This is a genomic window from Hyphobacterium sp. (genome assembly GCF_965217055.1).
Lineage (GTDB): Bacteria > Pseudomonadota > Alphaproteobacteria > Caulobacterales > Maricaulaceae > Hyphobacterium.
This window is the reverse complement of sequence record NZ_OZ244227.1, coordinates 2069009-2091529: the sequence shown is the minus strand read 5'-3', so window position 1 is coordinate 2091529 and position 22521 is coordinate 2069009. Positions and strand designations below refer to the sequence as shown.

The 22521-nt window shown below is 62.9% G+C and carries 15 protein-coding genes; 6 read left to right on the top strand and 9 right to left on the bottom strand.

All coding sequences use genetic code 11. The annotated features are described in order from the left end of the window. Positions 1-29: 29 nt before the first annotated feature. From ACOOFN_RS10330 to ACOOFN_RS10320, 3 genes are all read right to left on the bottom strand, one after another. Positions 30-1064, bottom strand: coding sequence for an ankyrin repeat domain-containing protein (locus tag ACOOFN_RS10330; RefSeq protein ID WP_420431140.1), 1035 nt, complete (start codon positions 1062-1064; stop codon positions 30-32). Positions 1065-1127: 63 nt separating this feature from the next. Beyond that, positions 1128-1970, bottom strand: coding sequence for a class I SAM-dependent methyltransferase (locus tag ACOOFN_RS10325; RefSeq protein WP_420431138.1), 843 nt, complete (start codon positions 1968-1970; stop codon positions 1128-1130). Between the two features lie 222 nt (positions 1971-2192). After that, on the bottom strand, positions 2193-2393 hold the full coding sequence (locus tag ACOOFN_RS10320) for a hypothetical protein (RefSeq protein WP_420431136.1): 201 nt from the start codon (positions 2391-2393) through the stop codon (positions 2193-2195). Positions 2394-2906: 513 nt separating this feature from the next. Between ACOOFN_RS10320 and ACOOFN_RS10315 the strand changes: the two genes are divergently transcribed. Further along, positions 2907-3503, top strand: a complete 597-nt coding sequence (locus ACOOFN_RS10315; protein ID WP_420431134.1) for a hypothetical protein — start codon at positions 2907-2909, stop codon at positions 3501-3503. A gap of 1133 nt (positions 3504-4636) precedes the next feature. Next, positions 4637-7162 carry a beta strand repeat-containing protein gene (locus ACOOFN_RS10310; protein ID WP_420431132.1) on the top strand — a complete coding sequence of 842 codons (2526 nt, stop codon included), beginning with the start codon at positions 4637-4639 and terminating at the stop codon, positions 7160-7162. Positions 7163-7440: 278 nt separating this feature from the next. Here ACOOFN_RS10310 and ACOOFN_RS10305 read toward each other — a convergent pair whose 3' ends face one another. Genes ACOOFN_RS10305 through ACOOFN_RS10280 form a run of 6 tightly spaced genes read right to left on the bottom strand, consistent with a single transcriptional unit; the run spans position 7441 to position 14583 of the window. Further along, on the bottom strand, positions 7441-9630 hold the full coding sequence (locus ACOOFN_RS10305; RefSeq protein WP_420431130.1) for a 3-hydroxyacyl-CoA dehydrogenase NAD-binding domain-containing protein: 2190 nt from the start codon (positions 9628-9630) through the stop codon (positions 7441-7443). Positions 9631-9634: 4 nt separating this feature from the next. Further along, the gene (locus ACOOFN_RS10300) at positions 9635-9874 is read right to left on the bottom strand and encodes a hypothetical protein (RefSeq protein ID WP_420431128.1); all 240 of its coding nucleotides are present in this window, start codon (positions 9872-9874) and stop codon (positions 9635-9637) included. A 5-nt stretch (positions 9875-9879) separates the two neighbouring features. Further along, positions 9880-11088 (bottom strand): acetyl-CoA C-acetyltransferase, encoded by a 1209-nt coding sequence (locus tag ACOOFN_RS10295; RefSeq protein ID WP_420431126.1) that lies wholly within the window; start codon positions 11086-11088, stop codon positions 9880-9882. A gap of 25 nt (positions 11089-11113) precedes the next feature. After that, positions 11114-12280 carry an acyl-CoA dehydrogenase family protein gene (locus ACOOFN_RS10290; protein WP_420431124.1) on the bottom strand — a complete coding sequence of 389 codons (1167 nt, stop codon included), beginning with the start codon at positions 12278-12280 and terminating at the stop codon, positions 11114-11116. Beyond that, positions 12280-14058 carry an acyl-CoA dehydrogenase C-terminal domain-containing protein gene (locus ACOOFN_RS10285; RefSeq protein ID WP_420431122.1) on the bottom strand — a complete coding sequence of 593 codons (1779 nt, stop codon included), beginning with the start codon at positions 14056-14058 and terminating at the stop codon, positions 12280-12282. The genes ACOOFN_RS10290 and ACOOFN_RS10285 overlap by 1 nt, the downstream gene beginning before the upstream one ends. 18 nt (positions 14059-14076) lie before the next feature. Beyond that, the gene (locus ACOOFN_RS10280) at positions 14077-14583 is read right to left on the bottom strand and encodes a MerR family transcriptional regulator (protein WP_420431120.1); all 507 of its coding nucleotides are present in this window, start codon (positions 14581-14583) and stop codon (positions 14077-14079) included. Positions 14584-14714: 131 nt separating this feature from the next. On the opposite strand from ACOOFN_RS10280, the gene ACOOFN_RS10275 reads away from it, so the two are divergent. From ACOOFN_RS10275 to ACOOFN_RS10260, 4 genes are all read left to right on the top strand, one after another. Continuing rightward, positions 14715-17330, top strand: coding sequence for a hypothetical protein (locus ACOOFN_RS10275; protein WP_420431118.1), 2616 nt, complete (start codon positions 14715-14717; stop codon positions 17328-17330). A 272-nt stretch (positions 17331-17602) separates the two neighbouring features. Further along, positions 17603-20767 carry a peptidoglycan-binding protein gene (locus ACOOFN_RS10270; RefSeq protein WP_420431116.1) on the top strand — a complete coding sequence of 1055 codons (3165 nt, stop codon included), beginning with the start codon at positions 17603-17605 and terminating at the stop codon, positions 20765-20767. A 12-nt stretch (positions 20768-20779) separates the two neighbouring features. Next, complete coding sequence (locus tag ACOOFN_RS10265; protein ID WP_420431114.1) at positions 20780-21715, top strand: sulfite exporter TauE/SafE family protein; 936 nt, start codon at positions 20780-20782, stop codon at positions 21713-21715. Then, positions 21712-22512 carry a TIGR02186 family protein gene (locus ACOOFN_RS10260; RefSeq protein WP_420431112.1) on the top strand — a complete coding sequence of 267 codons (801 nt, stop codon included), beginning with the start codon at positions 21712-21714 and terminating at the stop codon, positions 22510-22512. The genes ACOOFN_RS10265 and ACOOFN_RS10260 overlap by 4 nt, the downstream gene beginning before the upstream one ends. The last annotated feature ends 9 nt before the right edge of the window (positions 22513-22521 follow it).

Below are 22521 nucleotides of genomic sequence, written 5' to 3'. Positions count from 1 at the left end.
GGCGAAGCGCCAGCCTGATTTCGCTGCACTTAGCCGGGCCCGCCCTCGGCCGGCGCCACCATATCTGTCCATCCTCTCTGCGATGCAATGACGTCAAACGTCGTCCCGTCTTGCGTTGCGAGCCCCGAATCTGCCCCGCCGTCCAGCAGCACGCGAGCCGCTTCGCGCGAACCTTCGAACGCCGCCCACATCAGCGCCGTTCCGCCCATTGTGCCTTGAGCATCCGGATCAGCGCCCGTTGCCAGCAGCAATTCAACCGTTTCCGCATCGCCGCCGATCGCCGCCAGGTGAAGGGGTGTGAGCGACAGCGCGTTCTCGCCAGAAACGTGATTGACGTCAGCCCCGGCGGCGATCAGCGCGGCGACCGCCCCAGCCTGCCCGTCGCGCGCCGCCTCGAACAGGCCGGTGAAGCCGATGGCATCGGTGGCGTCGACATTATAACCATGCGCGGCGAGCCAACCGATGCTGTCGGCCGCTCCCGATCTGGCGGCCGCCTGGACGACCGGACGTCCGGCAAAGTCGCGCGCCGCATCAAGATCGATCGAGCCCGCAAGCGCGGCCAGACTCTCGAGATCGCCGGCTGTCAGCGCAGTATCAAGGGCTAGTTCGCTCTCGCTCCGTTCCGGCAGGGTTTCGCGATATTGCAGCAGCAGGTGCAACGCGTCCTGATGGCCGCGGCGCATCACGATCTCGACCGCATTGCCATGACCGGTGAGAAACGTGTCCGCACCGGCAGCGAGCAAGAGCTCGATGGCGGCGACATTGCCGTAATACGCGGCCCAATTGATCGCCGGATCGCCCATCGCATCAACCAGATCGACCGTTGCGCCGGCATCCAGCAGCGCCTCGATCAGGCGCGGATTATCAACGCCCGTCGCCCACATCAGCGGCGTCGCCTGCAATCCGGCAGCCTGGCGCTGGTCCGGATCGGCGCCCGCTTGCAGCGCGTTGTCCAGGCCAGCCAGGTCATTCGCGCCGACCAGCGCAATCAGATCGGCATCGTCTTGCGCAGCGGATGTGCCGGAAACCGACACAAGAAACAGGATAAATGCTGCAAATCTCATGGTTTTCTCCCCGATTTGCCGCCAGCATAGCGATGCTTTCCGGGGCTGCATTTCACGTTCCTGTTAACCGGCAGCGGCTGGACGGCGCGCGATCACTTCCATGACCAGTGGTGTGGTCAGAATGCTTAAAGGGTCGGCCACTCGCTCCGAAATAACGGCGTGGAATCGCGCAGCATCATCGGCACCAAGAAAGCCGAGCTCGACGAGACGTTCGATCCCGTCGGACTTGAGCCATCCGACAGGCCACTCCCAGACCATTTCGCCGGGCCGCGTTGTAAAGACGTGCGGCGTCAGGTATTCCGTCGCCCAGCCGGCCTTCGCGCACAGGGCCGGCAATTGCTTGGCGATGTTCGGTTCACCGCCGAACGCCCGCCAGCTCGCCTGGACGGCCTGGATGAAGCGATCCTGCACCGGATCTGCGGGATGAAAGCCGAACGTCTCGTAATGCCCGTATTCATGCGCGACGAACACACCGCCGGGACGCAACACGTCTGACAGTCTGCCGAGCAGATCGGCCGGTGCCGGAAGGAATGACAAGACCCATCGCGACCAGATGAAATCGACGCTGCCGGCCGGCAGGTCGAGATCGGCGAGATCGGCTTTCACGGTCCGGATATTGGCCAGGCCACGCGCTTTCGCGCCGGCTTCGACGGCTCGCAGGAACAATTCGGACTGGTCAACGGCGATCACTTCGCCTTGCGGACCGACCAGCTGGGCGAGATCAAAGCTCGCATGCCCCGGGCCACACCCGATATCGAGCACAATCATGCCGGGTTTCAGCCCGGCACGGCGCCAGGCCGCCAATGCGCGTTCACGCCAGATCGCATGCTGCTGGCCGAGCCGGGCAATCTCGCGTTCGCTGGCGCCGATGATGTAATCGTCTTCTGGCAATTCCGTCTGGCTCATCGCGTTATCCCCGCAATTGAACGCAGACCGCCTACTACGGTTTCTGCGTTTTCGTCTCCTACTACTACTACGATGACCGCCGGTGGCCGGACACCCGGAAGCGGGCATCCTTCCTCCGGCACGGTCGCGACAGCGGGCAGGAGCGTGTCGGCAAGTTTACCACCGGTCACGCCAGCGGGGATTCACGATGTGTTGCGGTGAAAGTCAGGACCCGCGCGGGTTTCACGATCCCGCGCCGGTGGCCGTGCCCGGTGAATAGGATGGCGGATCCGACGCGGGAAAGGATTCCTTCAGCGCCTCTTCGACGTCGTCGTCATCATGGTCCTCGGGTGCGGGGTCGAGCGGTGCAGCGTCGTCATCACCCGGTTCCACCGCATCCTTCAGCGCTTTCCCGGTTTCGCTTTCCCGCGTGTCTGCCGACAATTCCGCACCCTGGCCAGCGGCAGTCTGGCGGCTGCGGGCTCCGCTTTCCAGCTTCTCGCCGAAACGCTCGGCATCGTCGAGCGCGGTATCGACCGGTACACAGCCTTTCTCACCACCCGGATCGCGTTGCTCGCCTTGAGAGGCGAATTTCTCGGAATCATGGGCTTCCGACTCGTCAGCTTCGGGGGAGAATCCGGAATGTGCGGTTTCTCGGTGCGTTTCATGACAGGCCTCTGCAGATTGGCTTCATACTGGAATGGATTGAACGCGGCACACCGCCAGCGGGTTCCCTGACAAGCCGGCCCTGATCGTCTCATCCGGCAGCGCGGATCAGCTCGCCCTTCGTGGCATTGCAGCCGTCAGGAGCGGCCGCGGCAGCGATGTCGAGGCCCGCTGCTTCACGATCCGTCTGCGGCGCTATGCCGCCAGGACGGGCCCGGCTGTACGCCTGCGTCTGTGATACCGTTGATCTCGGTGGCAAAACGGTTGTCGCAGCCAACGGAAAGAACCGCCATGAAACGGGACATCAATGAGCTGGTCGGCAAGATCCGTGATCTGGAAGCCGAGCTGGAAGAAAAACTGATCGAGCGCCGCCGCGACCTGCAATACAAATGGGCGAACAACCGCGCCGTGTTCAGCCGAGAGGTCAAGGCCAGGCAGCGCAAGCTGAAGATCAGCGCCCGGCGATTCTTCGCGACCTCCGGCTTCCTGGAAATCATCACATCGCCCTTCATTTACGCGGTCACCCTGCCCCTGATCGCGCTGGATTTTTTCGCCAGCCTCTTCCAGCTCGTCTGCTTTCCGGTTTACGGCATCCGGCAGGTGAAGCGGCGGGACTATGTCGTCTTCGACCGCCACCGCCTCGCCTATCTGAACGTCCTTCAGAAGATCAATTGCACCTATTGCGCCTATGCGAACGGGGTTCTGGCCTATGTGCAGGAAATCGCGTCACGCACCGAGCAATACTGGTGCCCGATCAAGCACGCGGCGCGGATAAAGGGCGCCCATGCCCGCTATGCCGCCTTCCTCGAATATGGCGAGACAAAGAGCTATCCCGACAGTCTCGAGGCGCAACGCAAGACGTTGAAGGCCGAGCCGGACGAACACTGAGGCAGCGTCCGGCGATCCGCGATGACGATTGCCGCGGCAACGCGACATGAAAGACAATCGCGTTTGAAAGGGGACCGGCCAGCGCGGAGCGCTTCGGCGGCACGGGAAAGGGCGACGCGTACCCGGGCGCCATGCCTCGCATCAGCAACTTTTCGTAGGGTTCGCCGGAATTGCATACACCTACCGCCCGTCTCCTCCCCCTGTTACGGGATTGGTGGCGGGCGGCGGCGCGGGGGGAGGTGCCGGTGAAGGCGCGTCCCCTTTGCATGCCCCGGTGGGTGTACCGGGACCCTCTTCAACGATGCGGATCGCCTCGTTTCAGAGCGGTTCTGTCTTGCGTGGCGTTTGACCGCCGCGCTTTTCAGAACCCCTTCCTGCCCGCTTCGCGGTCAACCGCGCGAACGGTTCGGAAGGATCGGTTTCCGTTGGTTTGCCTTGTGACAGGCGCTCCCCGGTGTGTTCCGATGCCTGAAGTGAACCGCCGAAAAGCGTTCCGGTCAATCAATGCCCATTCGGTTTTTGTGGATAAGAAACCGCTTTCTGGGGACAAGTCGGATTCGCGCAATGATTCCAGATTTAGAGGGGTGGTGAGATCTCTGAGGGCTGGGGTCGCGCTCACGAGCGAGGAGTAGCAACTCCTATTTGCACTATCTATGATAGCAGTTGATTTCGGCTATCGACCTTTCTCCCCCCGTTCACGGGGGGAGTATCGCGAAGCGACGAGGGGGGATCTTGCCACCCTCCCACCTCATCTTGAGGTGGCGGCGCAGCCGCCGTCGCACGTATTCTATTGAGTGGCGTATGAACCAAGAACACCAGATTTCATTCACTTGAACTCATGACTAAATCGGATGCTCGGCAGGCCTTTTAGATAAGCAACACGAGCGAGGTTGATGCCGGAGCAGGCTGGGGTTTCGGCGCTCGTTATACAACAACAGGGAGTATTGGCTTGAAAAAAATACAATCTAATGTCTGCAATGAGCCATCGGGAGGATGGTTTAATGCGTTATTTCATTTGGGGCGCGTTCGCCGCGACAATAATTACTGTGTACGCATATGCTCAGACACCCACCAAGGATGGCGTGGAATTTGTTGTAAATACCACAACAACTAGCTCCCAATTCCAATCGAGGGTGGCCGTTCTCACGGGCGGTGGTTACGTGATTGTTTGGCGCGACAATAGTGCGTCCGGCGGAGATACAACCGGTGCCGCCATTCGCGCTCAGCGCTATGACGCAGCAGGCGCAGCGGCAGGCGGTGAATTCCTCGTCAATACCACAACAATTGGAGATCAATACCAGCCCAGCGTGGCCGCTCTGACGGGTGGTGGTTTCGTGATCGCGTGGTCAGATTCCAGCGCAACCGGGGGGGATACATCTGGTATTGCTGTCCGCGCGCAGCGCTATGACGCAGCGGGTGCAGCGGCAGGTGGTGAATTCCTCGTCAATACCACAACAACGGGAGATCAAATGGAGCCCGACACCGCCGGCGTGACGGGCGGCGGCTTCGTGATCGTTTGGCGCGACCGTGGTGCAACCGGTGGAGATACATCCGGTGACGCAACGCGCGCTCAACGCTATGATGCAGCGGGCGTGGCCGTGGGGGGTGAGTTCCTCGTTAACACAACCACTTCCGACGATCAGTACGATGCCAGTGTTGCGGCCCTGACGGGCGGTGGCTTCGTGATTGTTTGGCGCGACAATAGCGCAACCGGCGGCGATACGTCACTTAGTGCCATACGGGCACAACGCTATGACGCCGCAGGCGCGGCAGTCGGTGGTGAATTCCTCGTCAACACTACCACTTCCAGCTTTCAATATGTCCCCAGCATAGCTCCATTGTCCGACGGCGGATTCGTGATCGCATGGGCGGATGATAGTCAGACCGGCGGGGATACATCCAATGGGGCAGTCCGCGCCCAACGATATGATGCAGCAGGCGCATCAGCGGGCAGTGAGTTCCTCGTCAATACTACAACGTCCGGTGTCCAATACCTACCCAGCGTTGGCGCGCTGTCCGACGGAGGCTTTGTGATCGCATGGGACGATTCTAGTTCGACCGGCGGAGACATTTCTGCCGCTGCTGTTCGCGCTCAACGCTATGATGCAGCTGGCGCCGCTGCGGGGGCCGAGTTTCTTGTTAACACCACGACGTCCAGCTCTCAATCCCAACCTAGCGCTGATGGTCTGTCTGGCGGCGGTCTGGTTATTTCTTGGACTGACGCGAGTGCGACCGGTGGTGACACCTCCGCGGACGCAGTCCGCGCGCAGCGCTTTGATGTGCCGGTTGCAGCATCAGCCGAATTGGTAGCGCTGGACGCGGCCAGCCCATTCTCTGGCCAGACGGTGGCCAGCGAGGTTGGTGGGATTCTGGATGGCAATGTGATCCTTGATTTCGGCCTGTCAAACGAGTTCGAGAACATGGGTGCAGGAGGTACCGTGGTGGTAGCCTTCACACTGACTAATGCGACCTTTGATGGCCCGCTTTCGGCGGGCAGCTGGACGGCTGCAACAGAAGCCGATTGTGACTTCGGCGAGCCGGTCTTCGGTGGCGGAGCCGGAGGCGATGTCGTGCGCTTCGAGAATACAGGCCAGATAAATCAGTGCAGCGGTTTCGATGCCAATGATGGTACACTGACCCTGCCGATTGTTGTTACCAATAATGGCGATCCTGTGAGCGTGACGGTCACCTTCACCCCCACAGCTGATGCTGGGACCTATACCGGTTCCAGTGACGATCTCGACCTTCTGGCCTTTGCACCCGCTTTTGATTTTTCGATCACGGCAGGGGCAGCAGGCGCAGGAGAGTTTGATGCTTCCGGTGACGATTTGCAGGGCTCGGGCCTAATCGGGACCCTGACACTGGCGGATTTCCCGGCTGACATTGAATCAGACATTGGAGTGGCGCTGGCCGATGCCACGGACATTGCCGCGTCAGCACAGCTTGTTCTCACCTTCCCGGACGGTGTTTCAGGTATAGACGAGACAAATATCGTTCTGGGTGGTGTGTCTTGTACGCAGGGCGCAGCCCCGTCCGACAACGTTTTCACTTGCGCTCTGGGTGGCGGCGACCTTGACGGGATCGACAATGGTGCGGCCGGTCTGGACATCACAATTGATGACGATGCCAATGCAGCGACCTTCGTCACGACGCAGACACCAACCGCGGTTCTCACGGTCACTGGCAATCCGAACAACACGGTCTCCGGCGCTTCCGGCGACCTTGCGGAAATCGAACTGGATGACGGGCTCGATGTGAACGCCATCACGAATTCCAACTTCGACTGGGTGCGTTTCGGCTCGGGCGGCACGGAAAGCAATTTCCGCATTGCCCTGCCCTCAACTGCCGAGGCCGAGGCGGTGATGCAGATTCAGATAACCGTCGTGCAAGGCAATAACGTTGCGGCAGGCACGATAAACCTGACGCCGGGAGCGGCTGGCACCGGCTTCCAGGTGAAAGGGGCAACCGTGACCTTCAATTCGCGGGCCCTGGGGGCAACGTCGGGCGAAACCGGCAATGCCAACATCACCTCCGTCGCCCTCCAACATGACGAGACCGCCTTGCTGGCCGGAATTGTGCCCGGCCTCACCATATTGCGTCAGCTGGTGAACCGCTCTCCCGGCAGTTTCATCGCCACCGGGGGCCTTACAAACGACTAGCTAAAACCGACTATTTTTCAGCGGACTTGTCTATACTTCCCCGCTTGAGGGGAAGGGGAAAAAAGACGCCCCCAAAGCGCGGCGGCGCGCCCGCAGCGTGTCCGGTTCGCTCGGGCGAGCAGCCTTGAGCGCGTTTCATGCGAGCGGCCGATAGGACGCGCAGCGGAAACAACAAGAAGATCGAGGAGCGACGACCCGGGTTGGTCGGAGCATCTCAAACAAAAAAGAGCCGGACAGTTGCCCGCCCGGCTCTTCACAACGCTCCCGGTCCCTTGGGGCTACGCCGCTTTCTGTTGACCGCCGAAACGGCCGTAAAAGGTCTCGCCCTTCGACGCCATGTCGCGCAGGAGATCCGGCACCTCGAACGGTTCACCGAAAGCCTTCGCCATCTCGTCGGCCTTCTCGACAAACGCCTTGGCTCCGATCGTGTCGATGAAGGAGAGGACACCGCCCGTATAGGGGGCAAAACCCCAGGCCAGGATCGAGCCGACATCGGCCTCTCGCGGGTCCTTGACCACGCCCTCTTCCATGCAGCGCGCGGCTTCGATGGCCTGCGCATAGAGGATGCGGTCCTTCACTTCCTGCACGTCCGGCTGCACGGATTTGAGGCCGTCGACCGCGAACTGGTTGAGTTCCGGCCACAAGCTCTTCGACTTGTCCTCGCCATAATCGTAGAAGCCCTTGCCGGTCTTCCGGCCATAACGACCCAATTCGTACATTTTGGTGATGATCGGATCGGACTTGCCCGGCTTGTAGGCGTCGCCGAGATCCTTTTTCGTCTGCTCCTGGATCTTCCAGGCGAGATCGATCGCCGTCATGTCCATGAGCTCCATCGCGCCCATCGGCATGCCCGCCATGCGGGTGCCGTTTTCGATCAGCGCCGGGGCATAACCTTCCGACAGCATGGCCAGGCCCTGCTCGCCGAAACGCATCACGCAGCGATTGCAGTAGAAGCCGCGCGTGTCGGAGACGACGATCGGCGTCTTCTTGATCTTGGTGACGAAGTCGATCGCCCGCGAAATCGCGCGGTCGCCGGAATTGTCGCCGACAATCACTTCCACCAGCATCATCTTCTCGACCGGCGAGAAGAAGTGGATGCCGCAGAAATTCTCCGGCCGCGACGAGGCTTCCGACAGCGAGGTAATCGGGATGGTTGAGGTGTTGGACCCGAAGATCGCGTCCTCGGCCATGTGTTCCTCGGCCATCTTGGTGATCTTGTGCTTCAGTTCGGAATTCTCGAACACCGCCTCGACGACCAGCTCGCAATCCTTCAAGAGCGCGTAATCCGTCGTCGCCGTGATCAGGCCCGCCAGCTTGTCGGCTTTTTCCTGGGAGAGCTTGCCGCGCGACACGCCCTTGGCGAAATGGTCAATGGCGTGCTGCTTGCCTTTGTCGGCGCCTTCCTGGTTGACGTCGATCAGCACGACTTCGAGGCCCGCCTGGGCCGAGACCGTGGCGATGCCGGCGCCCATGAAGCCCGCACCGATGACGGCAATCTTTTTCAGATCCTCGCGGCTCGTGCCGGCCGGGCGCGCGCCGCCCTTGTCCAGCGCCTGCTTGGACAGGAAGATCGAGCGGATCATGTTGCGGCTTTCCGGCCGCATTAAGAGCTTGGTGAAATACCGGCTTTCAATGCGCAATCCGGCATCGATGGGCACCTGCAGGCCTTCATAGACGCACGACAGGATGTAACGCTGGGCCGGGTAATTGCCGTAGGTTTCCTTGCGCAGCATCGGGCTGGCGGCACCGAACACCTGCATGCCGGCCGGCGTGTAGACGGCGCCGCCCGGAATGCGGAACTTGTCCTGGTCCCAGGGCTGCTTGGCGCCCATCGGGTCAGCCTTCACCAGCTCCTTGGCCTTGTCGACGATCTCGGCGAGCGGTGCGATCTCGTGCACGACGCCCTGCTCCTTGGCCTTGTTGGCGTCAAACTGCTTGCCCTGCAGCATGATCGGCGCGGCGTTCATGACGCCGACCAGGCGCGGCAGACGCTGCGTGCCGCCACCGCCGGGCAGCACGCCGACCATGGCTTCCGGCAAGCCCAGCTTGGCACCGGTATCATTCGCCATGACGCGATAATGGCAGGCCAGCGTGACCTCGAACCCGCCGCCCAGGGCCAGCCCGTTGATCGCCGCAGCGACCGGCTTGCCGCAGGTTTCCAGCTGGCGCAGCTGGGAATTCAGGCGGAAGGCCATGTCGAACAGTTTCTGCTTGGCTTCCTCTTCGGATAGACCCGCGAGGTCGGCCATGCCGCCGCCCAATTCGGAGAGGTCGGCCCCGGCGCAGAACGCCTTCTTGCCGGAGGTGATGACGGCGCCCTTGATGGCATCGTCGGACGAGATCTTCTCGACCAGCTCGCCCAGCTCGGACATGACGCCGGCGGACAAAACGTTCATCGACACATCGGGGCTGTCAAAGGTGATCAGCGCTATGCCGTCATTGTCGAGTTCAAACTTGAAATGTTTCATGGATTCAGTCTCCATTTCCGGACGCTTGGTCGTCCGGATCGTCAGAATTTTTCTTGTCTCTCGCGATCAGGCCTTGGCCGAAGGCCACGGCGAGTCCGACGCCGATCGGCAGGCCAATACCAATGCCGAGACCGATATTGTCCTGGGCGATGCCCAGCGGCAGACCGATGGCCATGCCAACCGCCAACCCGATGGGCAGGCCACGCGCCAGCGCGTTGCTTCCGGCTTCTTTTTCCCCGGACATCGTGCTTACACCCGCTCGATGATCGTCGCCGTGCCCATGCCGCCGCCGACGCACAGCGTGGCGAGGCCGGTGGACTGGCCCGTGCGCTCGAGCTCGTCGAGCAGCGTGCCGAGGATCATCGCCCCGGTTGCGCCCAGCGGGTGACCCATGGCGATCGCGCCGCCGTTGACGTTGGTCTGGGCGTGCGAGATGCCCATATCGTCCATGAAGCGCAGGACGACGGAAGCAAACGCCTCATTCATCTCGTAGAGATCGATGTCCTTGGCTTCCATGCCGGCTTTCTTCAGCGCTTTCTTGGCCGAGGGCGCCGGACCGGTCAGCATGATCGTCGGTTCCGAGCCGATAGAGGCCATAGAAACGATCCGCGCGCGCGGCTTGAGGCCGAGCTTCTCGCCCATTTCCTTGGAACCGACGAGGATCGCCGCAGCGCCGTCCACAATGCCCGACGAATTGCCGGCATGGTGGACGAAATTGATCTTCTCGACCTGCGGGTATTTCTGGATCGCCACCGCGTCGAAACCGACGAAGGCCGACAGATCCTTGAACGCCGGATTGAGCGAGGCGAGCGATTGCATGTCGGTTTGCGGCCGCATCAGCTCGTCATGGTCGAGCTGGGTCAGGCCGAGCTGATTCTTCACCGGCACGACCGACTTCTTGAAGCGGCCTTCATCCCACGCCTTGCCGGCGCGCTTCTGGCTCTCCACCGCATAGGCGTCGACATCGTCGCGCGAATACCCGCCGAGCGTGGCGATCAGGTCTGCGCCCACGCCCTGCGGCACGAAGTAATTGTCGAACGCCATTTCCGGATCGGCGACCATGGCGCCACCATCGGAACCCATCGGCACCCGGCTCATCGCCTCGACGCCGCCGCCGATCGCCATGTCGGCTTCGCCCGACATCACCTTGGCCGCGGCCATGTTGGTAGCTTCCAGGCCGGAGGCGCAGAAGCGGTTGATCTGCACGCCGGCGGTTTCCTGCGAGTAACCCGCATTGATCACCGCGGCGCGGGCAATGTCGGCGCCTTGCTCGCCCACCGGCGAGACACAGCCGAGGATCACGTCGTCGACATGGTTGGTATCGAGATTATTGCGGTCGCGCACGGCTTCCAGCGCCTGGGTGGCGAGCTGCAGCGCTGTGATCTCGTGCAGCGAGCCGTTTTTCTTGCCCTTGCCACGCGGTGTGCGCAGGGCATCGTAGATATAAGCTTCGGCCATCAGGCCCTCCCGTGAAATCGTGTCGTTAGAGTGTGCGTGAAATCAGCAGCTTCATGATCTCGTTCGTGCCGCCATAGATGCGCTGCACGCGGCTGTCGCGCCACATCCGCGCAACCGGATATTCGTTCATGAAACCGTAGCCGCCATGCAGCTGCACGCATTCGTCGATCAGTTCGCACTGCAGGTCAGAGACCCAGTATTTCGCCATCGAGGCGGTCGCGGCATCGAGCTCGCCCTTCAGCAGCTGGTCGGAACAATACTGGCAGAATACTTCGGCAATCGTCGCCTTGGTCTTCATCTCGGCGAGCTTGAACTGCGTGTTCTGGAACGCCATCACCGGCTTGCCGAAGGCGTGCCGCTCCTTGACGTAGCGGATGGTCTCGTCCAGCGCGCGCTTCATCATGCCGACGCCCTGGACGGCGATCTGCAGACGCTCCTGCGGCAATTGCTCCATCAGCTGGATGAAACCCTTGCCCTCTTCCGGACCGATCAGCGCATCGGCCGGCACCCACATGTCGTCGAAGAACAATTCCGCCGTGTCCTGGCCCTTCAGCCCGACCTTGTCCAGAAGCCGCCCGCGGCGGAAGCCTTCAAGGCCATCGGTCTCGACCATGAACAGCGACGTGCCGTGCGCACCGGCGTCGGGATCGGTCTTGGCGACGACAATGATGAAATTCGCCGTCCCGCCATTGGTGATGAAGGTCTTGGACCCGTTGATCCGGTAACCATTCCCGTCCTTCTTGGCGGTCGTCTTGATGCCCTGGAGGTCGGAGCCGGCCGCCGGTTCGGACATGGCGATAGCACCGACATATTCGCCGGACAGCATTTTCGGCAGGATGCGCTTCTTCTGGTCCTCGCTGGCGTAATGCCAGACATAGGGCGCGACGATGGAATTGTGCAGCGACGCACCCCAGCCATCGACGCCGAGCTCCGAGACCGCCATGTGGAACACGTAGTCGTGGCGCCAGTCGCCGCCGGCCCCGCCATATTCCTCGGGACAGGCCGGGCACAGCAGGCCGGCTTCGCCCGCCTTGGTCCAGATCTCGCGATCGACCATGCCTTCCTTTTCCCAGCGATCGCCATGCGGCAGGCATTCCTTCTCCACGAAGCCGCGCACGGCCTCGTAGAAGATGTTGACGTCTTCCTGGTCCAGCCAGTCCGGCTTTTTCACATTGAGCGGATCGGCCAGCATCAGAATGCCTCCGCTTCGAGCGCCATCATCGAGGCCGCACCGGCCTTCACCTTGGCGAGATGCATGCCGCCTTCCGGCACCCAGCGATCGAGGAAATAGCGGCCGGTCTTCAGCTTGTTGGCATAGAACGGATCGGATTGGTCGCCCGCTTCCGCGGCCTTGGCCATCAGCCCCCACATATAGGTCAGGCAAGTCAGGCCGAAGAGCTGCAGATAGTCATGGCTTGATGCGCCGGCATTGTTGAAGTCCTGCAGCCCGTTCTCGACCAGCCAGTCGGTCGCTTCCTTGAGCTGCGCCTTGGTCGCGGCGACGGCATCAAGGAAAGGCTGGGTCGTTTCAGATCCGCCGGACGCGACAAAGGCATCCAGCTCGGCGAAGAAGGTGTTGATCGGGCGCATGCCGTGCATGGCCAGCTTGCGGCCGACCAGGTCGAGCGCCTGGATCCCGTTCGTGCCTTCATAGATCAGCGTGATCCGCGCATCGCGCAGGAACTGGCTCATCCCCCATTCCTCGACATAGCCGGAGCCGCCGAAGACCTGCAGCCCGCTGGACACGGAATCGAAGCCCTTGTCCGTGAGATAGGCTTTCACGATCGGCGTCAGCAGCGACATGTAATCGCCGGACTTCTCGCGCTGGGCGGCATCGTCGGATTTCTCTTCCAGATCACCGTGCAGCGCCGTCCAGGAAACGAGGCAGCGCGCAGCTTCCACGAACGCCTTCTGGTCCATCAGCATGCGCCGCACATCGGGGTGCACGATGATCGGGTCGGCCGGTCCGTTCGGGTTCTGCGGCCCGGTCAGCGAACGGCCCTGCAACCGGTCCTTCGCAAAGGCCAGCGAATTCTGGTAGGCGACCTCGCCCAGCGCCAGGCCCTGCAGGCCGACGCCCAGGCGCGCCTCGTTCATCATGACGAACATGATCTTGAGGCCCTTGTTCTCCTCGCCCACGAGCCAGCCCGTCGCCTCGTCGTAATTCATGACGCAGGTGGCATTGCCGTGAATGCCCATCTTCTCTTCCAGGCCGCCGCATTCGAGCGAATTGCGCTCGCCCGGATTGCCATCGGCATCGAGAATGTATTTCGGCACGACGAAGAGCGAGATGCCTTTCACGCCTTCAGGCGCGCCCTCGATGCGGGCCAGCACCAGGTGGATGATATTGCCGGCGAGATCGTGTTCACCCGACGAAATCCAGATTTTCTGGCCGGAGATCTTGTAGCTGCCATCGCCATTCGGCACGGCTTTGGTGCGCAGCAGGCCCAGATCCGTGCCGCAATGCGGTTCGGTCAAGTTCATCGTCCCGGTCCATTCACCGGAAATCATCTTCGGCAGATACATCTGCTTCTGCTCTTCAGCGCCACCGGCCAGCAGGGCACGCACCGCACCGCCGGTCAGACCCGGATACATTCCGAACGCCATGTTCGCGGAGGATGTCATCTCGCCGGTCGCCAGGCCGAGCACTTGCGGCAGGCCTTGCCCGCCATACTCCACGGGTTGGGAAAGCCCCATCCAGCCGGCTTCGGCAAATTGCTTGTAGGCATCCTTGAACCCGGTCGGCGTCGTCACCGAGCCGTCATCATGCCGCGTACAGCCTTCAACGTCGCCGATCCGGTTGAGCGGCGCCAGCACCTGTTCGGAGACCTTGGCGGCCTCTTCCAGGATCGCGTCCACCGTATCGGCGTCGGCGTCGGCAAAGCCCGGCAGATTGCCGTGCTTGGTCATGTTGAGCACATCGTGCAGGACAAATTTGTAATCCCGCGTCGGGGCGGTGTAGCCGGGCATCAGGAAGTCTCCCTCACATCAAGTCTGGGTTTCGTGGGTCTCGGGTTCGGGCGAAGCGCCCGTCCAGATATTCATCCGCGCCGATGCCAGCGCTTCGAAAGCGCGGGCCCGGTGCTTGATTTCTTCAGAGGGTTCGCGATTGGCGAGCCGGTCTTCCAGCCAGGTCTTGCCGGCCTCCAGCTCCTCGATCGCCGCATCAATGTCTTCGCGCTGATGGTGCAGTGCATCGATGCGCGCATTGAACCGCACCAGCGTATCGCTCAACGCCGACGGGTCGCGCGTGGTGATCGCTTCCAGGTCGAGCATTTCCCGAATTTCGTCGAGCGAGAAACCGACCCGCTTGCCGCGCAGGATCAAAACCAGCCGGGCACGGTCGGCCGGCGAATACACGCGGCTGGCGCCCTTGCGGCCGGGATTGAGCAATCCCTTCTGCTCGTAGAAGCGGAGCGTACGAGCCGTGACGCCGAACTCCGCCGCGAGATCGCGGATCGAGAATTCGGTCTTGCTGTCGCTGTTTTCCCTCATGGCGTGAATATGACTCACGTTAACGCGAACGTCAACGTCAACTTTGCGTCAGTTTCTAACCGTTTGAGACTGTTGACCCAATCGTCGGTCCGGGCTTGTGTCTCCCGCAACAACGTCAAGCCGGAATGCCCATGATACGCGTCTCTGCCAGCCTTTTCGCACTCGCTCTCGCCCTGCCGGTATGGGCACAGGAGACCGGAGTGCCGGCTGAAGATAGCGAAACCGCTCCATCGGGCCCGGATATTCCGGAAGTCAGCGGCGGCCTGTCGCTGCGCGGCGACAATGGCGATGAGGTGCTGATCGAAACCGGCGCGATCGACGAAGCAACGGAGCCGGCCGCTTCCGGGACCGGCACACCTGACACCCTGCCAGATGCCGAAGAGATAACGCCGCCCGCAGCGGGCGCGGACACCCAGGAGGCCGTAGCGAACGACGCAGACATCTCCCCGGAGGAATCGCAGGATGCCCCGGCGCCGATCGAGACCGACGGGCCGGCCGCTTCCGGCACCGCCATTCCCGACAGCGTGCCGGACGCCGAAGAGATTACGCCCCCCCTAACGGAATCAGATTCAGCAGAGGCCGCGATAGACGGTGCGGAAACTGTACCGCCGGAAACGCCGGAAATTCCGGTACTGATGGAAACCGGCGAGACAAGCGAAACTGAAGAGCCGGCCGCTACCGGAACGAGTATCCCTGACACCACGCCGGACGCTGATGAGGTAACGCCTCTCGCAACCGAAGCGGATACCCCGGATGACGCAGAGCCTCCCCGGGAGGAAAGGCCGGAAACCTCTGCGGCGGACGACGACGGCGCGGATTCGACCGAGACCGGCGTCAGCACCCCGGACCCAGCACCAGCTGACGATGAGACGACGCCCCCGGCAGCAGGCGCAGGTTTTGCGGGTGAAGCGGCGGGCGACACAGAAGCCTCCCAGGTGGAAACGGCGGAATCTCCAACGCCGATCGACGCTGACATCCCCGAAACGGACGATCCTGCAGATGCTTTCGAAGCCGCGACGGATACTGATGCCGACGCGGACATCGCTGGCACGCAGCCTGAAACCGAACCGGCGGACCCGGCGGGCAACGATGAAACCGGCGACGCTGCCGCCGGCGAAGACCATGCAGCAACCCGGACGCTCTCTGCGCCTTTCCTGTCGAGTTCCGAATACGCGGCCATTCGCCCGGACAGCACCGGCGAGGCAATCCGGCTGGTCTGGCAGGTCGAAACCTACAGCCCCGAGGGCGAGCGCATCGGCGCCGCCGATACGCGAACCCTGATACTGGCACCAGACCATGTGCGGTACGAGCACGGCGGCGATATCGAGATCTACGATTTTGCAGCCAACCGGCATCTCGAGCTGGACCTCGCCAATGCAGCGTTGACCAACACCGCATTCGAGGCGGAGGTCCGGCGTCGGCTCGATACCTATCTCGGCCTCTCGCAAGCCGGCCGTCTCGAGCAGATCCCGCTGGGGCCGGAACGCAGCTTTGAACGGTTCTGGCTGGAAGCCGCGATGGGCATCCGTCGCGAACCGGCTGAACTCGACGTGAGCTTTTCGGAGGGCGATCTGTCCGTCGAGCGGGATGACGGCACATCCCTGTTGACGGCGCAGTTCGACATTCCTGGCGACGCCTCCGGTCTGGACGACGCGACCGACAGTCCGGCTGAAGCAGACGAGACGGAAACTGGCGCATCGGAAATGTCGACCACCGATGCCATCGCCGCCATGGCGACGCCGATTGATCTTTCATCCGGAGAATCCGTGGTTTTCGACCCTTCCCAGGCCGCCGCGGCGATCACATTCGACCAAAGTCCTGCGACTTTTGCCTGGCCGGCGGGCACCCCTGAACAACAGGCCCAGGCAGAATTGTTCCGGCGCTGGATGCGCCACGCCTTGCCGCTGCATCCTGACGTGCTCGCCGTGTTGCGCGGCGCGCCGGACATCCCGTCGGGCTTTGCCTATTTCATCGTCAGCCCCGACAGCCCCGACGGTCGTCGTGAGGTCTGGACCTTGCAGCAATCGGACACCCGTGCACCTGGCTTCCGCCTCGAGCCCGATCTCGCCGCGCGCGCACCATTGCCGGAATGGCTGGGAACCGAGATACTGCCTGTCGCTGCCGACGCCTCAGCGGTCGAGCGCGCGCCGGGCGACGATTCCCTTCTGGAAGCGATTGCGGACTACCGCGAGGCCGGTGATCTCGCCCGCGCCTACCTCGTCGCCTTCCACGAAACCAGCAGAAACGGGCCATGTCCGCCGCCGGGGCAGGCCGATCGCCGGGAAGTGTGCGCAGCCGCCAATAGCATCGTCGCCGGAGGGCTCGGCAATCCGTCTTTCGAGACCGTGTTTGGTGCCATTGACGAGATCGGCTCCGAGCAGGAAGCCGCCATCCTCGAAGCGTTGGCACCCTATCTCGAGGACACCGGTTATGTCGGTGCGGCCGCCCGCACGATTGTTGCCAACGAGCTGATCGTCTGGGCAGCCCGGGATCCCGAAGCGCCACCCGCAGACCTTGATCCGTTCAGTCTGCTGACGGAATCCATTGCCCTCGACCCGTATGCCGGGGCGAACTACCGCTATCTCGGCAATGCGCTTTTGACCCTGCGAAACCCGATCGCGGCCTGGACCGTTTATGATGCCGGCCGGTCCGTGCCTGGAGCCGCGAACCATCTAACGCTGGTCCAGGTCTCGGTTCTCGAAGAGCGGCTGCGCGCATTGGCGCCGGATTTCTTCCTGCCGCGTTAAGCCCTCTTTACTGGGGATTAACCGAAACCGCCCTCATTAACGAATGCGTATGGCTGCGATGCCCGCGCGTGGCGCCGACGGTTCGTGAGTTCAGTTGTGGATATACCACATCTTGGGCTCACTGGATCGGTTTACACAATATTAAGGCGTCCGCTAGCGTGAGGCATTGGAATGGAGTGCGATTCGTTATGACCTCGGGGGGACCCTGGAGTGTCAAAGGTATTGACCCCCGCGCACGCGCCCGGGCGAAAAGCGCTGCGCGACGCGAGGGCATGACACTCGGGGAATGGTTGAATCGCGTCATCCTCGATGATGGTCCGGTCGATAGCGACGATCCGCGCTGGGAAAACCAGCTCGAGGATTATCCCGGCTTCCCGCGGTCCGATAGCGATGGCGACGCACTGTTGCGTGGCATGGTCGAACGTCTGACGCAGCGGGTCGACACCACCGAACAGAACTCCGCCAGTGTCCGCACCGACGTCGACCGTTCGATCTCCAAGCTCGAGGAGCGGATCGAAAAAACCGACAAGTCCTGGCGCGAAGACCGCAAGAAGACGCGCGACGTCGCCGAGGCCGCGCGAAAAGCCGCGGAAACCCTCGCCCTGCGCGTCAAGCGGATCGAGGCGGGCGGCGGCAGCGCCGACCAGCCGACCCTGAAGGCTTTCGAGAATGCGTTCGGCAAACTTGCCACGCGCGTCTATCGCAACGAGACCAGTGCGCAGCGCTCGTCGCAGATCATCCAGGACGCGCTCTCCGAATTCGGTCAGGCCACCGAACAGGCGACCCTGTCGTTGCAGCAGCGCATCGAGGCGATGGAAGCCGGGCAGAAACAGCTGTCCGACGATCTGCGCAAATCCGGTGAACGTTCTGACCAGACGGGCCGTGCACTGCACGGACTGCACAATGCCGCAGACCGGTTGCGCCGCCGCGTCGACGAAACCGAACGGCTGACCAATGATGTGGCGAGTTCGTTCGAGGAATCGGTGTCGCGGATCGACACCCGCCTCCGGTCGCTGGAAAATCGTCCTTTCGGTGCGGAAACCGCTGACATCGACCGGCGGTTTGACCTCCTGTCCAACGAGTTGGCACAGGTCGTGGCTGACACCCGCGCGCAGGTCGCAAGGGAGCTCGAATCCGTTGTCAGCGAGCCGCGCGTCGAGCAGCTCGAACGCGCGCTGAAATCCGCGGAGACACGGATCGCAGCAACAGAATCGGCGCATTCCGACAGTCTCTCGCGCATCGGGCTCGAAATCACCCGCCTCGCCCGCGTGATGGACGAGCGGATCACCGAGACCGAGAAAAAGGCCCAGGCCCTGCACATGGGCGACAAGGCCGAGCGCGAGATGGAACGCCGTTTCGACGCGGTGCGCCAGGAAAACCGGGAAGCCGTCGAACAGCTCGGTCGGGATGTTTCGAAACTCGGCAAATCCCTCAACGCCCGCGTCGCCGAAAGCGAGGAACGTTCCGCCGCGGCGATCGAAACCGCCAGCCGCTCCATGGCCGAGGCGGTCGATCGCCTGGAAGCCCGCGAGCAGGCAAAAACCCGCGAGGATGAGCTCGAAGCCCGCCTCCGGGAATCCGAGGAGCGAACCGCAAAACGCATCGAGGATGCCATTTCCGGCATTTCCGAACGGCTCGAACAGGTGCGCGGCGAAGCCGAAGAAAGCCTCTCGCCGGTTCAAAGGGCAATGAATGCGCTCGCCGACCGGCTGGAAGCCATCGAACACAGCAAGGCTGAGAAAGAAGCTGAAGCGGCAGCTAAAGCCAAAGCGGAAGCTGAAGCCGCGGCTGCTGCCGAAGCCAGACCGGATACACCGGCGCCGTCCGCGGAGCAGCCGGCCTATTCCGACCCTGATTTTGACACGCCGCTCGCCCCGCCGCCGGACGCCGAGACGCCGCCCGGATTCGACGAAGACGAAGTGGATGACCCGTTTATCATCGCCGAGTCACCCGAGCCCGTCCGGCCTGAACCCGTCGACGAGTTTATCGAGGCACCGCGTCCGGAACCGGCGCGCCGCGCGGAAACGAATATGATCCTGCAGCCGATGGAGCCGGTCGATGAACCGGTCCGGCGCGAGCGCCAGCGCCAGCCCGATCAACGGGCAGCCCGGACCGCTGCGCCCCTGGGTGCCACGGCAGATGCCGACTTCCTCGCAGCGGCCCGCAACCGCACCCGGAGCGATCGCGCTGCCAGTTTCGACCCCTACACGACCGAAACACCGTCATCGGGTGGCGGCCGCGGCCTGATGGTCGCCGCCAGCCTGTTCGGATTCATTGCATTGACCGGCGCGGTCGGCGTTCTCCTCTGGGAAAATTTGAGCCAGCCGCCAGCCAGTACGGCGGAAGCGCTGACAGCGGATGTGCTCGGCCAGCCGCGTGGCGAAGATGCCGCAGCAACAACGGAGACGGTCGCCACGGACGACCAGAGCGCACCGGCGGCAACCGCCGCTCCGGACCCGGACGTGACATCCGACAGCGAGACCGAGACCGCGCTCGCGCCAACGGAACCCGAAGCGCAACCTGCGGCACGCTCCGAACAAACTGGCGTCACCGACACGGCGCAATCTGATCGCGGCGTCGATCTTCGGTCGCTGGCCGCAACACCGGCAGCGGCGGAAGAAGTCACGATCCGGATCCCGACCTTGCAGGAAGCTGCGGCATCCGGGGATCCGGTCGCCCGCTACCTGCTGGGCGAGGAAAGGCTGTCGCAGGGCAATGCCAGCGCCGCCGTCGCGCTTATTCGCCGCGCCGCGGAGCAGAACGTCCCGGCAGCACAGTATCGCTACGCCAAAATGCTGGAACGCGGTGAAGGCGTCACCCGGGATGTCACCGCCGCCCGGCAATGGACCCGCCGCGCAGCCGAAGCCGGCCATCGCCGGGCCATGCACAATCTCGGCGTCATGTACGCGACCGGTGCCGGAGGCGAGGAAAACATCGAGGAAGCCGCGAACTGGTTCGAGGAAGCGGCGCTGCGCGGGCTGACCGATTCCCAGTACAATCTGGCCATCCTGTTCCAGCAGGGGCGCGGCCGGCCACAAAGCGCGGCCGATGCCTATGCCTGGTTCTCCATCGCCGGTGCCGGCGGTGACAGCGGGGCCGCCCAGCAAGCCGAGACGATCGGCGCCACGCTTGCCGAAACGGCGCGCGCTCAGGCCGACAGTGTCGTGGCTGCCTTCTCGCCGCGCCCCATTGATGCCGAGACCAACGGGGTCTACGACCGTAACTGGGGTGAAACGATAACGCTGGACAGAGCCGTGATTGCTTCGGCACAGATCCATTTGAATGCGCTCGGCTACAATGCCGGCCCGGCCGACGGTCAGCTCGGTCCGCAAACCGAAGCCGCTGTGCGGGCCTTCCAGGAAGCGCGTAACCTGCCGGCTACCGGCATTATTGATCAGGCACTCCTTGGGCGTCTGGAAACCGCCCGCGCCAGCTAGAGGCGCGGGGCGATGCAGATCTACCTGCCGATCGCCGAAATCTCGGTCAACATCTTCCTTTTGCTCGGGCTCGGGCTGGGGATCGGATTCCTGTCGGGCATGTTCGGCGTCGGCGGAGGCTTCCTGATGACGCCGCTGCTGATCTTCATTGGCGTTCCGCCCGCGGTCGCGGTATCGACAGAAGCCAACCAGATCGTCGCCTCCTCGGCATCGGGGGCGATCGCCCACTGGCGGCGCAAATCGCTCGATATCAAGATGGGATTATTGCTGCTCGTTGGCGGCGCCTCCGGCTCCATCGCGGGCGTCCAGCTCTTCGCCTTCCTGCGAAGTCTGGGCCAGATCGATCTCATCATCTCGCTCAGTTATGTGGGTTTTCTCGGCATTATCGGCGGCCTGATGTTCGTCGAGAGCGTCGGCGCAATCCGCCGTCGCAACCGCGCCGAACATTCTGCCCAGCCTGTCACCAAGCGCCGCAAGCGCCGCCTCATCGACCGCCTGCCCTTCAAGACCCGGTTCCCCGCGTCCGGGCTCTACCTGTCTGTGATCCCGCCCATCGTGATCGGTTTTTTCGTCGGCACACTGGCGGCGATCATGGGCGTCGGCGGCGGTTTCATCATGGTGCCGGCGATGATCTACATCCTGCGCATGCCGACCAGCGTCGTCGTCGGCACGTCGCTGTTCCAGATCCTGTTCGTCACCGCCCTGACCACCTTCCTGCAGGCCACCCAGAACCACACCGTCGACCTCGTCCTCGCGCTCTTGCTCATTGTCGGCGGCGTGATCGGCGCCCAGCTCGGCGCCCGCGCCGGGCGGCGGGTGAAAGCCGAGGAGCTGCGGATCGCGCTCGCCTTGATGGTGATTGCCGTCTGCACCAAGCTCGGCTGGGATCTGGTCGCAACGCCGGCCGATCTGTTCGCCATCCTTCCGGCCCGCGGAGAAGTGCATTGATTGCCGCGCTCGCCACCGCGCTGCTGGCGTTTCAGGGCCAGCCGGATCTCGAGGTCGAACGCGACACCGGTCCGCGCGTTGTCGCGGCCCTGTCGCAGGAAGTCGTGGAGATCCGGTCCGACTTTGCCGGCGCCGAGATCGTGCTGTTCGGCGCCGTCACAGACATGGAGGCGAGCGACGATCTCGTCGTCGTTGTGCGCGGTCCCGCCAATGATCTGCGCGTCATGCGCAAGGAGCGGACCTTCGGCATCTGGATCAATCGCGCGCCGGTCCGCTTCGAGGACGTGCCGAGTTATTACACTGTCGCATCGACCCGGCCCTTGCAGGAGATCGGTGCGTTCTCGGCCTTGCGCCGCGAAGGGATCGGTCTCGAACATTTGCGGCTCACGGCGCCCGACTCCGAACGGACCGAAGTGCGTCTCGGCGTTGAAGTGACGGTCAGTGATATCGGCTCGGAAGTCATCGAATACCGCGAAGCGATCAGCCGCAACCGCCGCCGCGACCGTCTGTTCGACGAGACGACCACCGGCGTGCAGATGCTGGAAGGCGGATTATTCCGTGCCAATGTCGCCCTGCCGCCAGCTACTCCGGTCGGCGATTATACCGCTGACGTCTACCTGTTTCGCGACGGCCGCCCGGTCGCCTCTGGCACGGTCGCCCTGGGAGTCCGCAAGGCCGGCATCGAACGCGTCATCTACAATTTCGCCCACACCCATGGCTGGCTTTACGGGCTGACATCGGTAGCGCTCGCCCTCCTGTTCGGATGGGGCGCTGCCGCGATCTTCAACAGGAGATAGACGGTGTTC

Bases quoted from the DNA above. Each gene is read 5' to 3' on its own strand.
- ACOOFN_RS10275 (WP_420431118.1), top strand. From the start codon at position 14,715: ATGATACGCGTCTCTGCCAGCCTTTTCGCACTCGCTCTCGCCCTGCCG.
- ACOOFN_RS10295 (WP_420431126.1), bottom strand. From the start codon at position 11,088: ATGGCCGAAGCTTATATCTACGATGCCCTGCGCACACCGCGTGGCAAG.
- ACOOFN_RS10305 (WP_420431130.1), bottom strand. From the start codon at position 9,630: ATGAAACATTTCAAGTTTGAACTCGACAATGACGGCATAGCGCTGATC.
- ACOOFN_RS10300 (WP_420431128.1), bottom strand. From the start codon at position 9,874: ATGTCCGGGGAAAAAGAAGCCGGAAGCAACGCGCTGGCGCGTGGCCTG.
- ACOOFN_RS10270 (WP_420431116.1), top strand. From the start codon at position 17,603: ATGACACTCGGGGAATGGTTGAATCGCGTCATCCTCGATGATGGTCCG.
- ACOOFN_RS10280 (WP_420431120.1), bottom strand. From the start codon at position 14,583: ATGAGGGAAAACAGCGACAGCAAGACCGAATTCTCGATCCGCGATCTC.
- ACOOFN_RS10315 (WP_420431134.1), top strand. From the start codon at position 2,907: ATGAAACGGGACATCAATGAGCTGGTCGGCAAGATCCGTGATCTGGAA.
- ACOOFN_RS10285 (WP_420431122.1), bottom strand. From the start codon at position 14,058: ATGCCCGGCTACACCGCCCCGACGCGGGATTACAAATTTGTCCTGCAC.
- ACOOFN_RS10290 (WP_420431124.1), bottom strand. From the start codon at position 12,280: ATGCTGGCCGATCCGCTCAATGTGAAAAAGCCGGACTGGCTGGACCAG.
- ACOOFN_RS10330 (WP_420431140.1), bottom strand. From the start codon at position 1,064: ATGAGATTTGCAGCATTTATCCTGTTTCTTGTGTCGGTTTCCGGCACA.
- ACOOFN_RS10265 (WP_420431114.1), top strand. From the start codon at position 20,780: ATGCAGATCTACCTGCCGATCGCCGAAATCTCGGTCAACATCTTCCTT.
- ACOOFN_RS10325 (WP_420431138.1), bottom strand. From the start codon at position 1,970: ATGAGCCAGACGGAATTGCCAGAAGACGATTACATCATCGGCGCCAGC.